Consider the following 12,999-nt stretch of genomic DNA (forward strand, 5'->3'; position numbering starts at 1 on the left):
CATACTGGTCAGCCCCAGGAAACCGACCGCGATCCACCGCGAACGACGCACCGGCGTTGACCCCGAGGATCTGCGGATCACCCAGTGGGTTGCGCATCAGTCGCTGGATGAGGGAACCGGCCATACCCAGCGCGGCCCCGACGACCACCGCGAGCAGCGCCCGCGGAATGCGGTAGCCGACCACGACCTCCTGGTCCCGGTCGGAGCTCCCGGCGTAGGCGAACAGTGCGTCCCAGACCTGCGTCGCCGACACCGGCCGCGCGCCCACGAACAGACTGAGCCAGGCCAGCAGTACCACGACAAGCGCGAGCCCGCACCACCACAGCGCGTAGGTGCTGCCGTGCCGGCGGTTGCCGGCGTGGGCCGAGACCACTCCCAGCGCATCGTCGCGGGCGGTGTCGGGTGCAGCGAGGTCAGCCGGCATGGTGTGCCTTCGCTCCGGCGACCTGCGCGACGAGATCGTGGGCAAAGTCCGCGGGGTACTCGGTCACGCGATGAGACTAGCCGACGATTGTCGTAAATACTACCCCGTTCTAGGCGTGCGTCGCGTACGCTACAGTGTATCCATGTGTCACTCCGGCGACACAGCCCGTTTGCCGGACATATGGGCAGAAATGGTGGATCCAGTGCGAACGTCGGCGATAGTCCTGGCGGCGAGCGATGTCAACGACGCGATCATCCACATCGGGCCCAAGCTCGCGGTCGCGCTGGTCCTGCTCACCGCGATCGCCGCGGTCGTCAACCACCTCAGCGGCAGCGGGATGGCCGCCGGCGCCGTGCGGGCCGTACTGCGGGCGATCGCGCAACTCGGCGCGCTCGCCCTGGTGGTCACCGTCGTCATCGATGTCCTATGGGCATCGATCCTGTTCGTCCTCGTCATGGCCGCCGTGGCGGCCTGCACCTCGGCGGGCCGGGTGACCGGCAAACCCGGCGTGATCCGCAGAGAGACCGTGAATACTGCGCTGCTGTGCCTGATTCCGGTGGGGCTGCCGACGCTGGTGATCGTCGCATTGCTCGTGGCCACCGGAGTGCTGCCGATGACCGGACTCGCGATCATCCCGACCGCCGGCATCATGTTCGGGGCGGCGATGAACACCACCTCGCTCGCCGGTAAACACTGCCTCGACAGCCTCGCCGAACGGTACGGCGAGGTGGAGGCCGCGATGTCGTTGGGCTTTCTCATCCGGGAGGCGCGTCTGGAGATATGCCGGCACGCCGCATCGACCGCGCTCATCCCCGCCCTCGACCAGACCCGGTCGGTCGGTCTGGTCACCATTCCCGGATCGTTCGTCGGCATGGTCCTGGGCGGCGCATCTCCCGCGGCCGCGGCGGCGATGCAACTGTTCGTGCTGGTCGCGCTGCTCGCGGTCAGTGCGATCGCCTCGGCCCTGACCGCCGAGTTCATCGCCCGCGGGCTGCTGGAGCGGCCGGAGCGGGCGCGCTGAGCCACCCGTCGTGGCCAGTTCGCTGACAGCGATCAAACCGGGCCGCATTTTTGCACCCTCGAACCTTGAGTGCTGGCACTCGCATGTATAGAGTGCTAGAGGGCACTGTACGAAGCCACGGCACCCGCGACGACGCGGCCTCGGGACAGAGCGCCACCCACGTACGTATCGGAACACCGATCACATACTCAGTATCGAAAGTTGAGGACGCACATCGTGGCGAGCGTGAACATCAAGCCGCTTGAGGACAAGATCCTGGTGCAGGCAGTCGAGGCCGAGACGACCACCGCGTCGGGCCTGGTCATCCCCGACACCGCCAAGGAAAAGCCGCAGGAAGGCAAAGTCATCGCAGTCGGCCCCGGCCGCTGGGACGACGAAGGCGAAAACCGCATCCCGGTCGACGTCAAAGAAGGCGACACCGTCATCTACAGCAAGTACGGCGGCACCGAGATCAAGTACTCGGGCGAGGAATACCTGATCCTGTCGGCACGCGACGTGCTGGCCGTGATCGGCTAAGAACCCGGCGCAGCGGAGACCGCAGCGTCCCCGCGCCACCGGCCGCACCGCCCCGGAGCCCGTACAGGGGCCCGGGGCGGGCGGCTTTCCGCACCCCTTTCACGCCAGCGGATCACCCACACCGGCTCCATCACACCCGGGCCCGATCCCTCATAACCGAAAGCACCCCATGGCCAAGCACATCGAATTCGACGACACAGCTCGCCGGGCACTCGAACGCGGCATCAACGCCCTCGCCGACACTGTCAAGGTCACCCTCGGACCCCGCGGTCGGCACGTCGTGCTCGAAAAAGCCTTCGGCGGACCCACCGTCACCAACGACGGTGTCACCATCGCCCGCGACATCGACCTCGACGACCCGTCCGAAAACCTCGGCGCACAGCTCGTCAAATCCGTCGCCACCAAGACCAACGACGTCGCCGGTGACGGCACCACCACTGCCACCGTCCTCGCCCAGGCCATCGTCACCGCGGGCCTGCGCAACGTGACCGCCGGCGCCAACCCGATCGCCCTCGGCGCCGGAATCGGCAAAGCCGCCGACGCCATCAGCACCGAACTCCTGCGCGTTGCCACCCCCGTCGACGGCGAAACCGCCATCGCGCAGGTCGCCACCGTCTCCTCGCGTGACGAAGAGGTCGGCACCATGGTCGGCAAGGCCATGTCCACGGTCGGCGCCGACGGCGTCGTCACCGTCGAAGAAGGCTCCGGCCTGCAGACCGAACTGAACATCACCGAAGGCGTTCAGTTCGACAAGGGCTACCTCTCGCCCTACTTCGTCACCGACCACGACAGCCAGGAAGCGATCCTCGAAGACGCTCTCGTGCTGCTCTACCGCGACAAGATCAGCTCCCTGCCCGACTTCCTGCCGCTGCTCGAGAAGGTCGTCCAGGCCGGTAAATCGGTGTTGATCATCGCCGAAGACGTCGAAGGCGAACCGCTGTCGACCCTCGTCGTCAACTCGATCCGCAAGACCATCCGCGCCGTCGCCGTCAAGGCGCCCTACTTCGGTGACCGGCGCAAGGCGTTCCTCGAAGATCTCGCCGTCGTCACCGGCGGCACCGTCATCTCCACCGATATCGGCATCACCCTTGCCGACGCCGGACTCGAACTGCTCGGCTCCGTCCGGCGCGCCGTCGTCACCAAGGACAACACCACTCTCGTCGACGGTGCCGGCACCAGCGACGAGATCGCCGCGCGTGTCGAACAGCTCAAGCGCGAGATCGAGAACAGCGACTCCGACTGGGACCGCGAGAAGCTGCAGGAACGCCTGGCCAAACTAGCCGGCGGCATCGCCGTCATCCGTGTCGGCGCGGCGACCGAAACCGCACTCAAAGAGCGCAAGCATCGCGTCGAGGACGCTGTCGCCGCGGCCAAGGCCGCAGTCGAAGAAGGCATCATCCCCGGCGGCGGCTCCGCCATCGTGCAGGCCGCCAAGGTGCTCGATGAACTCGCCGACACCCTGCCCAACGACGAGGCACTCGGTGTCCAGGTCGTCGCCACCGCACTCAACGCGCCCCTGCACTGGATCGCCACCAACGCCGGCCTCGACGGCGCCGTCGTCGTCTCCAAGGTCGCCGACGCCGAGAGCGGACATGGCTTCAACGCCGCCACCCTGACCTACGGCGACCTGCTCGCCGATGGCATCATCGACCCCGTCAAGGTCACCCGGTCCGCCGTCGTCAACGCCGCATCCGTGGCGCGCATGGTGCTCACCACCGAGACCGCCATCACCGACAAACCGGCTCCCGCGGCCGACGCGCACGCCCACCACGGCCACGCGCACTAGTAGAACGCAAACAAGAAGGGGCACCCGCATCGTCGGGTGCCCCTTCTTGTTTGCCACTATCAGGCGATGCGGCGGCCTACGCCGCGCTTCATCAGGATGCTGCGTTCGGATTCGCTCAACCCACCCCAGATGCCGTACGGCTCGGCGACGGCGAGTGCGTGCTCGCGGCACTGGACGATCACCGGGCAACGGTGGCACATCTCCTTGGCGTGCCGTTCACGCTGCGCACGGGCCCGGCCGCGCTCGCCGTCGGGGTGGAAGAACATCGACGAATCCACACCCCTGCACAGACCCTGCATCTGCCAATCCCAGATGTCAGCGTTGGGGCCGGGGAGGTGATTGGGCTGAGGCATGGCTGCAACTCCTTGTTCGACTTGGCCGCTCTGGCCGGTGCATGAAAAGACACTAAATCCGTGAAAGAAACCGAGTCAATATGACTTCGAACCGGACGAAATAGACCAAAGATTCCCCATTTGTTAACGGGATGTTGTACGGTCCGCACCCGCTTGGATGGCATTGTGCGGGGCGCTGCGCCGGGGCATGGTTGTGCGTATTCATGTTGCAGCACAGTAATATTCACAGATGATTCAAGGTTACTCACCGGTATCGTCGACAGCGTCTCGTAGGTTTCCTGTGCGGCGCCACGTAACCTGTATGACATGATTGCATCATGCGCACGTCACTTTTATGCCTGAATAACCTTCGGCCGCGCTGTGTTAAATTCATGCAAACTGTATCGGGGTGAGTGACTTTCGCCACGATTTCCGCTGCTCACGGGGGATTTGATGCTTGAAGTAGCTATCGACCACGGCCGGACCACGGCCGCCGAGCGACGCGAACGCTGGCGTTCGGCCGTGCGGCACGGCGCGGCCGGATACGCAGCACGGGCCGACACCGAGCTCGAAGTGCTCGCGGCCGACTGCGCTCGGGCCGCGGACATCGCGCTCGAATCACTCTGCCGGAGCACCCGCGCCTCCCTGCTGCGCCAGGCGGGGCGGCACGACAAGGCGCTGGTTCCCGACGCCCGGGCACTCGCGCTGATCGGACTGCCGACGTCATCGGGTGAGCGCATGGGTGACAACTGGGCCCGTGCGGCCCGGATCGACGCGCTCGTCGGACTCGCCGCCGACAATCTGGGACGGTTCGCCTTCGGCGCGTCCGAACGTCTGCTCCGCCGGGCACGAACGCTCACCGATCCCGGAATGATCACCGACACCGACTGGGAGTGCGGGTTGAGGCCGCGGCTCCGGTGCGAGTGGGTCAGCACCGAACTCGGCCTCTACCGTGGCGACCCGGTGTCGGCGCGCACGCATTCGCAGGCCGGTCTGGACCTGCTTGCCGCCGTGCCCGCCGAACACCACCTACGGCACCGCATCAAGACCGAGCTGATCGCCGCTGCCGCCGATGCCGCGGCCGGGAAAACCGACGCGGCGATCGACCGTGGACATCGTTGCCGCCGGGCGAGCGCCGGCGCGGGGCTGCTGCCGTTGCAGTGGGCGGCGACTGCACTTCTCGGCTCCCTGATGTCCGACCCCGCCGTTACCGTCGAGAACCAGCAACTGCACGAAGAGCTGACACGGCGCGGGATGTCATTCGGCCGATGACCCGACCTCGCTAAGGTGTTTGGGTTACCGGTGGGGAAGGCGCCGGCGGCCGTCCGCGGCCCACCGAGATCAGGATCAGTGACGTAACTGCCTGAAACCGCTGGTAGTGACCACTACGACTATGTAACACGGAGTTCGCAGCAACCGATGAGACTGACAGATGGTGAGTTGGACGATGCGGTCCGTGCTGCACGGCAAGGCGATCGTGCTGCGCTCACGTCAGTTCTCGAAAGCGTGCAGGAACCGATTCTGCGCTATTGCCGAGGACGTCTGGGTGTAGGAGAACGGCATCTGTTCTCCGCTGATGATGTCGCGCAGGAGGCGTTGATGGCAGTGATGACGGCGCTGCCCCGCTATCAAGAGCAGGGCAGGCCCTTCATGGCCTTCGTGTACGGAATCGCATCGCACAAGGTTGCCGACGCGATGAGAGTGGCGGGCCGGGTCCGGTCCGATCCCGTGGAAGACGTCCCTGAAACGTTCACCGGTGTCGCCGGCCCCGAACAACGCGCCCTCGACGCTGACGCAGGCAGACAGATGCGCGAACTGCTCGAACTTCTGCCGGAGAAGCAACGCGAAGTGCTGGTCCTGCGCCTCGTCGTCGGGCTGTCGGCGGACGAGACCGCTGCGGTCGTCGGGTCCACGGCGGGAGCGGTGCGGGTGGCACAGCACCGGGCATTGGCCCGACTCAAGAAGCACATCAGTAAGGCAGGTGATCCGCGATGAACAACCACGAGCAGTGGGACGACCATGACCCGGACCTGCCCGACGACGCCGGACAACTCGACTTCAACGCCCTGCGGGAGGACGAGGCGTTCATCGACGCGCTCGCGCGCGATATGCCCGTCCTCACCGGCGACGACGCCGAGTACCGGCTCGCCGTCCTGTTGTCCGGTTGGCGTCGCGACACCCTGTCAGAGCCGTTGCCGCCGCTTCCGGGTATCGATGAGATCGAGCACGCGATCGCAGCATCCGAGCCGCCCCGGCGCGGGAGCCGTGCGATGCGGCACTTACGTGTGGTCTCCGGTGCCGCCGCCGTCGCGGTCGTCGCGGCCGCCGGGCTCATCGTCGTCGCCGAAGGCGCCCAGCCCGGTGACACCCTGTGGGGAGTCAAGTCGGTGGTCTTCGCCGAGCAGGCCCAGCAGACCAAGGCGATGGTGCAGGCCAAGGACAACCTGGAGCAAGCCCAGTCGGCCGTTCAGACAGGCGACCTGTCATCGGCCAACAGCCTGATCTCCAAAGCATCCGAAGACCTCAAACCGGTCAAGGACGAAGAGACCCGCCGCCGGATGAAGGAGTGGATCGAACGGCTCAAGGACGACAGCGCGAAGAAGGCCACCAGCAGCAAGACCCGCGAGAGTACCGCATCCGAGAGCACCCCGGCCGATATCACCGACGACAGCACCACGGTGGATAATCCGGTCGTCGATGATCCCAGTCCTGATGTCGGCACCGACGCCACGGTCAGCGACACCGTGACCTCCGACCCGTCGCATTCGGTCCTGCTCACACCGTCGAGTTCGCCATCGTCATCGAGTGCACCGCCCACGACCACCGCAGCGCCGACGACCACCGCCGCCACGACCACGGCCGACCCGACGACAGCCGACGAGACCGTGGTCGTGACCACCGAGGTGGAGACCACCAGCCCGTCGAGTTGACCGGGCCGTATAACGACTCTTGCCGACGCCGCGGTTGCGGTGTCGGCAAGAGTCGTTTTTCAGAAGTGTTTGCGGCCGGCCGCCGCGGACGTCAGCGGTCGGTGCCGCCGATGAAGTGGCTGTGGGCATCGGCATAGCCCCGGCAATAATCCCAGGTGACGTAGTCGTCGGGACGTGGGTCGACAGCCGGCTCGTGCGGGCGTACCGTACCGTCGAGCAGCAACTGAAGTAGGTTTGCCCGCAACATCTCCCAGTCGTGGTAGTGATCCTCGCGGCAGTCCTCGCACATCACCACCAGACCGCGCACACCCCGCTGCGCCAGCAGTGTCTCGTAGACCTCCAGGTCGGCGAGATCCTCCTCGACGGCCATCCGCTCACTGTCGTCGAGAGGGATACCGGGCTCGATCGCGTCCAGGGCGGCCGACGGGTCGCTGGGATCACCCGCGAACGGATCAGGGGGAAGGCCGGGTGGGAAATGATCACGCACGGGTCCACGGTAGCCGATCGCCGTCCCGGATTGGGTGTCGCTGTCGTCCGGTCGAATGCGTTGCTGTTTGTGGTTGCCGTCGTCGGCGTGATTCATGGTCGGGGCGGTGGTGCCGATACGATGGAACGATGACGCACGTTCACACCGGTGGAGACGATCCCGGCAAGGTCGCGATGCTCGGCCTCACCTTCGACGACGTCCTGCTGCTGCCGTCCGCATCAGATGTGATCCCGAGCGATGTCGACACGTCGTCGCGGGTCACCCGCAACATCACACTCCGGGTACCGCTCGTCAGCTCGGCGATGGACACCGTCACCGAATCGCGCATGGCCATCGCGATGGCCAGGGCCGGGGGCATGGGCGTCCTGCACCGCAACCTGTCGATCGACGAGCAGGCATCGCAGGTGGAGACCGTCAAACGGTCCGAGGCCGGGATGGTCACCGACCCGGTGACGTGCTCACCTTCCGACACCCTCGCCGAGGTCGACGCGATGTGCGCGCGGTACCGCATCTCCGGGCTGCCGGTGGTCGACGCCGCCGGTGAGCTCGTCGGCATCATCACCAACCGTGACATGCGGTTCGAGGTCGATCAGGACCGCCCGGTGTCCGAGGTGATGACCAAGGCCCCGCTGATCACCGCGCAAGAAGGGGTGTCGGCCGAGGCCGCCCTCGGGCTGCTGCGGCGCAACAAGGTGGAGAAGCTGCCGATCGTCGACGGCAACGGCAAGCTCACCGGCCTGATCACGGTCAAGGACTTCGTCAAGACCGAACAGCATCCACTGGCCACCAAGGACTCCGACGGCAGGCTGCTCGTCGGCGCCGCCGTCGGCACCGGTGGCCCGCAGTGGGACCGCGCGATGGCTTTGGCAGATGCCGGAGCGGATGTGATCATCGTCGACACCGCACACGCCCACAACCGGCTCGTGCTCGACATGGTGGCCAAGCTCAAGGCCGAGGTCGGCGATCGCGTCGACGTCGTCGGCGGCAACGTCGCGACGCGGGAGGCCGCCCAGGCCCTCATCGACGCCGGTGCCGACGCCGTCAAGGTCGGCATCGGGCCGGGTTCCATCTGCACCACCCGCGTGGTCGCGGGCGTCGGCGCACCGCAGATCACCGCCATTCTCGAAGCGGTCACCGTCTGCCAGAAGGCGGGCGTACCGGTGATCGCCGACGGCGGTCTGCAGTACTCGGGCGATATCGCCAAGGCACTGGCCGCCGGCGCGTCGACCGCGATGGTCGGGTCGCTGCTGGCGGGTACCGCCGAATCGCCCGGTGAGCTGATCCTGGTCAACGGTAAACAGTTCAAGAGTTACCGGGGCATGGGATCGCTCGGCGCCATGCAGGGTCGCGGCCAGGGCAAGTCGTACTCCAAGGACCGCTACTTCCAGGACGACGTCCTCAAGGAGGAGAAGCTCGTCCCCGAGGGGATCGAAGGCCGGGTTCCGTTCCGCGGGCCGCTCAGCCAGGTCGTGCACCAGCTCGTCGGCGGGCTGCGCGCGGCGATGGGATACACCGGGTCGGCCACCATCACCGACCTGCAGCAGGCGCGGTTCGTGCAGATCACCGCGGCCGGGCTCAAAGAGTCCCATCCGCACGACATCACCCTCACCACCGAGGCGCCCAACTACTATTCACGCTGACCCCGGTCGTGCCCGAGGTGCCCAAAGGCGCCCGGGCACGTCCGTGTGAGCACTCGTCACCAGCAGAAAGGCGCAACGGTGCGTGACCTTGTCGATATCGGAATGGGCCGCACGGCCCGGCGGACCTACGAACTCGACGACATCAGTGTCGTTCCGTCGCGCCGCACCCGGTCGTCCAAAGATGTGTCCACTGCCTGGCAGATCGACGCCTACCGGTTCGACGCGCCGATTCTGAGCCACCCCACCGATGCGCTCGTCTCACCGGAGTCGGCCATCGATCTCGGCCGGCTCGGCGCGCTGGGCGTCATCAACGGCGAAGGGCTGTGGGCCCGGCACCGCGATGTCGAGAACAAGATCGACCAGCTGATCGACGTCGCCACCACTGATCCCGACCCGCGGGCAGCCGTGCGCTGCCTGCAGGAGTTGCACCGGGCGCCGCTCGATCCCGAACTGATCGGGCAGGCGGTGGCGCGCGTTCGTGAGGCCGGTGTGACCACGTCCGTGCGGGTGAGTCCGCAGCACGCACCCGAGCTCACCCCGGCGCTGCTCGCCGCAGGCGTGGAACTGCTGGTGGTGCATGGCACCATCATCTCCGCCGAACACGTCGCGCAGGTGGACCGTACGACCGGTGAGGCCGGGGCGCCGCTCAACCTCAAGACCTTCATCGCCGATCTCGACGTTCCGGTCATCGCCGGCGGTGTGCTCGATCACCACACCGCGCTGCATCTGATGCGTACCGGTGCTGCCGGGGTGATCGTCGGATACGGCTCGACCGCCGGATCCACCACCACTGGTGAGGTTCTCGGCATCGGGGTGCCGATGGCCACAGCCATCGCCGACGCCGCCGCCGCGCGCCGCGACTACCTCGACGAGACCGGCGGCCGGTACGTGCACGTCATCGCCGACGGTGACATCCACACCTCCGGCGACCTGATCAAGGCCATCGCGTGTGGTGCCGATGCCGCCGTGCTGGGCACCCCGCTCGCCACCGCCGCGCAGGCACCCGGCCGCGGCTGGTACTGGCCGTCGGCCGCCGCCCACCCCGACACCCCGCGTGGCGCGCTCCTGCAGGTGGCCACCGACGAGGATCGTCCCGACCTGGCGCAGGTTCTGGGCGGGCCGTCCGACGACCCGTACGGCGAACTGAACCTCGTCGGCGCGCTGCGCCGGGCCATGGCCAAAGCCGGTTACTGCGACCTCAAGGAGTTCCAGAAGGTGGGGCTGTCCGCCCGGGCGTGAGTGATTTCCCGCCGCGTCGGGCGCACTTATAGACTTGCCCGGGTGACCGGCTCATCCGATAACACCCATCCCGTCCTGGTCGTCGACTTCGGTGCCCAGTACGCGCAGCTCATCGCCCGTCGGGTGCGTGAGGCGCGCATCTACTCCGAGGTCATCGCCCACGACGCACCGCTGGCCGAGTTCGAGGCCAAGAACCCGGCGGCCATCGTGCTCTCGGGTGGGCCCGCATCGGTGTACGCCGACGACGCACCCAGTCTCGACCCTGCGGTCCTTGATCTGGGGGTGCCGGTGTTCGGCATCTGCTATGGCTTCCAGTCGATGGCCAAGGCACTCGGCGGCACCGTCGCCAACACCGGTGGCCGTGAATTCGGCCGCACCCCGTTCACTCCCGGCGGCGGTGTACTGCACGCAGGTCTCGACGGCGAGCAGCCGGTGTGGATGAGCCACAACGACGCCGTGCAGGTGGCACCCGAGGGGTTTTCCGTCACCGGATCGACGCCCGGTGCCCCGGTCGCGTCATTCGAGAACACCGAGCGCCGGATGGCCGGGGTGCAGTATCACCCCGAGGTGCTGCACACCCCGCACGGGCAGCAGGTGCTTACCCGTTTCCTGTACGACATCGCAGGCCTCGAACCCGCCTGGACTGCGGCCAACATCGCCGAATCCCTCATCGAGGACGTGCGTGCGCAGGTCGGTGACGGTCTGGCTATCTGCGGCCTGTCCGGCGGTGTGGATTCGGCGGTGGCCGCCGCGCTTGTGCAGCGCGCCATCGGTGACAGGTTGACCTGCGTGTTCGTCGATCACGGTCTGCTTCGTGAGGGTGAGCGCGAACAGGTGCAGCAGGACTTCGTCGCCGCCACCGGTGCACGCCTGGTGACGGTCGATGCCGAGTCGGTGTTCCTGAGCGAGTTGTCCGGCGTCAGCGATCCGGAGGCCAAACGCAAGGTCATCGGACGCGAGTTCATCCGCTCCTTCGAGGGAGCGGTCACCGAGGTGCTCGGCGACCGGGCCGCGGCGGGGGAGAAGGTCGACTTCCTCGTCCAGGGGACCCTGTATCCGGACGTCGTCGAATCCGGCGGCGGCAGCGGCACCGCCAACATCAAGAGCCACCACAACGTCGGCGGACTGCCCGACGACCTCGAATTCTCCCTTGTCGAACCGCTGCGTCTGCTGTTCAAGGACGAGGTGCGCGCCGTCGGCCGCGAACTCGGCCTGCCCGAGGAAATCGTTGCGCGCCAACCATTTCCGGGTCCTGGTTTGGCGATCCGCATCGTCGGCGAGGTCACCGGTGAGCGGCTGGCCATCCTGCGCCGCGCCGACGCCATCGCCCGTGAGGAACTCACCCGCGCCGGCCTGGACGCCCAGATCTGGCAGTGTCCGGTCGTGCTCCTCGCCGACGTCCGCAGTGTCGGCGTGCAGGGCGACGGCCGCACCTACGGCCACCCGATCGTGCTGCGCCCGGTCTCCAGCGAGGACGCGATGACCGCCGACTGGACCCGCGTCCCGTACGACGTCCTGGAAGCCATCTCCACCCGCATCACCAACGAGGTCCCCGACGTCAACCGCGTCGTCCTCGACGTCACCAGCAAGCCGCCGGGCACCATCGAATGGGAGTGAGCCTTCCGGGTCTGCGCAGTTAGAGGTGGCCGGGCGAGGTGTCGAAAGGTCACCGGACCCTTCGTGACCCTCGCTCCTACGTCGCTTCGGCCTCAGGGATCAAGAAGGTGTCTTGCATCTTCGTCGCGTCGGCTGCGGTAGGCTTCTTGATCCCTGAGGGCTGTCGTGCGAGCTTGCGAGCCGGCAGCGTCTCGAAGGGTCCGGTGACGCATGGCTCCAACGGTCTACGTGCGGCGTCGGCGGCGGAGGCGGCCGGCGAGGTGGGCGGCGCCTTCGCGCATGGCGGCGCCCACGCCGTGATCATGGTCGTGTTCGTGGTCGTCGTATTCTTTGAGGTCGCGGTCGTGGTTGGCGGCCTTGGCGTAGCCGTTCTCCGACAGGCCACGTCGCCAGTAGCCGATCACCAGCATGGACTTGCGGTCCACGCCGCGGGCCCGGAGGTTTTTGCGGATGGCGATCACCTGGGCGGATTCGGCCGACGCCCAGGCGAACGTATTCGGTTTGAGCTCATGGGATTTCACCGCGTCGACGAGCAGAGTGGTGGTGCCACCGGGGGCACCGTCGCGGGACAGCCACACCACCTCAATGCCTTCGGGCTTGGTGAGGTCGATGCGCCCGGAGTCGCCAGCGACTTCGATGTAGGCGGTGCCGGTAGCGTCGGCGGGTAGATTATCGAGGATGTCACCGATACCGGGCAGGCCCGTTTCGTCGCCCGCGATCAGGTAGTGATCGCCCTGCCCGATATGCCGTCCACCTCCACCCGCGATGCCCAGGGTGGTGCCGGGCCGTGCCCGCATCGCCCAGGCCGACGCGATGCCCTCGTCGCCGTGCAGCACGAAATCGATACTGAGGGTGTTCTTTTCGCGGTCGTACCGGCGCACCGTGTAGGTGCGGACGCGGGCGTGCAGTTCGGGGCGGGACCGCAGGACGGTTTCGGTGCCGGACGTCGGGTCGTCGAGTTCGGGGACGTCGTAGGTGCCGTCGGGGTGCGGCAGGAAGATCTTGAT

General features: G+C 67.1%; 13 protein-coding genes. 9 read left to right on the forward strand and 4 right to left on the reverse strand.

Translation table 11 applies throughout. The annotated features are described in order from the left end of the window. Positions 1-424: iron chelate uptake ABC transporter family permease subunit (locus Q0627_RS10380; RefSeq protein WP_298809522.1), on the reverse strand; the 424-nt coding region annotated here is incomplete at its 3' end. A gap of 193 nt (positions 425-617) precedes the next feature. On the opposite strand from Q0627_RS10380, the gene Q0627_RS10385 reads away from it, so the two are divergent. The 3 genes from Q0627_RS10385 (at position 618) to groL (ending at position 3,747) form a co-directional block, all read left to right on the forward strand. Beyond that, positions 618-1,445 (forward strand): ABC transporter permease, encoded by an 828-nt coding sequence (locus Q0627_RS10385; protein WP_298809524.1) that lies wholly within the window; start codon positions 618-620, stop codon positions 1,443-1,445. A 216-nt stretch (positions 1,446-1,661) separates the two neighbouring features. Further along, positions 1,662-1,961 (forward strand): co-chaperone GroES, encoded by a 300-nt coding sequence (gene groES, locus Q0627_RS10390; RefSeq protein ID WP_291014724.1) that lies wholly within the window; start codon positions 1,662-1,664, stop codon positions 1,959-1,961. 169 nt (positions 1,962-2,130) lie between these two features. Next, the gene (gene groL, locus Q0627_RS10395) at positions 2,131-3,747 is read left to right on the forward strand and encodes a chaperonin GroEL (protein WP_291014722.1); all 1,617 of its coding nucleotides are present in this window, start codon (positions 2,131-2,133) and stop codon (positions 3,745-3,747) included. A gap of 59 nt (positions 3,748-3,806) precedes the next feature. Here the strand turns inward: groL and Q0627_RS10400 are convergent, their stop codons facing one another. Further along, on the reverse strand, positions 3,807-4,100 hold the full coding sequence (locus tag Q0627_RS10400; protein ID WP_291014720.1) for a WhiB family transcriptional regulator: 294 nt from the start codon (positions 4,098-4,100) through the stop codon (positions 3,807-3,809). Between the two features lie 432 nt (positions 4,101-4,532). Here Q0627_RS10400 and Q0627_RS10405 point away from each other — a divergent pair, with 432 nt between their 5' ends. From Q0627_RS10405 to Q0627_RS10415, 3 genes are all read left to right on the forward strand, one after another. After that, positions 4,533-5,351: a hypothetical protein gene (locus Q0627_RS10405; protein WP_291014717.1), complete on the forward strand. Its 819-nt coding sequence runs from the start codon at positions 4,533-4,535 to the stop codon at positions 5,349-5,351. 147 nt (positions 5,352-5,498) lie between these two features. Beyond that, entirely contained in the window at positions 5,499-6,074 is a 576-nt protein-coding gene (gene shbA, locus Q0627_RS10410) for an RNA polymerase sigma factor ShbA (RefSeq protein WP_291014714.1), read from the forward strand. After that, the gene (locus Q0627_RS10415; protein WP_291014712.1) at positions 6,071-7,009 is read left to right on the forward strand and encodes an anti-sigma-D factor RsdA; all 939 of its coding nucleotides are present in this window, start codon (positions 6,071-6,073) and stop codon (positions 7,007-7,009) included. Before shbA ends, Q0627_RS10415 begins: the two co-directional genes overlap by 4 nt. Positions 7,010-7,100: 91 nt before the next feature. Here the strand turns inward: Q0627_RS10415 and Q0627_RS10420 are convergent, their stop codons facing one another. Beyond that, positions 7,101-7,496: a DUF5319 domain-containing protein gene (locus Q0627_RS10420; RefSeq protein WP_291014738.1), complete on the reverse strand. Its 396-nt coding sequence runs from the start codon at positions 7,494-7,496 to the stop codon at positions 7,101-7,103. 128 nt (positions 7,497-7,624) lie between these two features. Between Q0627_RS10420 and guaB the strand changes: the two genes are divergently transcribed. The 3 genes from guaB to guaA all read left to right on the forward strand — a co-directional run bounded on the left by guaB (position 7,625) and on the right by guaA (position 11,992). Beyond that, complete coding sequence (gene guaB / locus Q0627_RS10425; RefSeq protein WP_298809532.1) at positions 7,625-9,136, forward strand: IMP dehydrogenase; 1,512 nt, start codon at positions 7,625-7,627, stop codon at positions 9,134-9,136. A gap of 78 nt (positions 9,137-9,214) precedes the next feature. Further along, the gene (locus Q0627_RS10430; RefSeq protein WP_291014706.1) at positions 9,215-10,375 is read left to right on the forward strand and encodes a GuaB3 family IMP dehydrogenase-related protein; all 1,161 of its coding nucleotides are present in this window, start codon (positions 9,215-9,217) and stop codon (positions 10,373-10,375) included. Positions 10,376-10,417: 42 nt separating this feature from the next. After that, on the forward strand, positions 10,418-11,992 hold the full coding sequence (guaA, locus tag Q0627_RS10435; RefSeq protein WP_298809537.1) for a glutamine-hydrolyzing GMP synthase: 1,575 nt from the start codon (positions 10,418-10,420) through the stop codon (positions 11,990-11,992). Positions 11,993-12,216: 224 nt separating this feature from the next. Here the strand turns inward: guaA and Q0627_RS10440 are convergent. Beyond that, on the reverse strand, positions 12,217-12,999 hold a 783-nt coding region (locus tag Q0627_RS10440), incomplete at its 5' end, for a siderophore-interacting protein (RefSeq protein WP_298809540.1).

Origin of the sequence: uncultured Gordonia sp. (assembly GCF_937858515.1) — a bacterium.
Classification (GTDB): domain Bacteria; phylum Actinomycetota; class Actinomycetes; order Mycobacteriales; family Mycobacteriaceae; genus Gordonia.

What these genes read in the sequence shown, in the direction of transcription:
- groL (WP_291014722.1), top strand. Translation starts at nt 2,131, where the DNA reads ATGGCCAAGCACATCGAATTCGACGACACAGCTCGCCGGGCACTCGAA.
- Q0627_RS10400 (WP_291014720.1), bottom strand. Translation starts at nt 4,100, where the DNA reads ATGCCTCAGCCCAATCACCTCCCCGGCCCCAACGCTGACATCTGGGAT.
- Q0627_RS10405 (WP_291014717.1), top strand. Translation starts at nt 4,533, where the DNA reads ATGCTTGAAGTAGCTATCGACCACGGCCGGACCACGGCCGCCGAGCGA.
- shbA (WP_291014714.1), top strand. Translation starts at nt 5,499, where the DNA reads ATGAGACTGACAGATGGTGAGTTGGACGATGCGGTCCGTGCTGCACGG.
- Q0627_RS10415 (WP_291014712.1), top strand. Translation starts at nt 6,071, where the DNA reads ATGAACAACCACGAGCAGTGGGACGACCATGACCCGGACCTGCCCGAC.
- guaB (WP_298809532.1), top strand. Translation starts at nt 7,625, where the DNA reads ATGACGCACGTTCACACCGGTGGAGACGATCCCGGCAAGGTCGCGATG.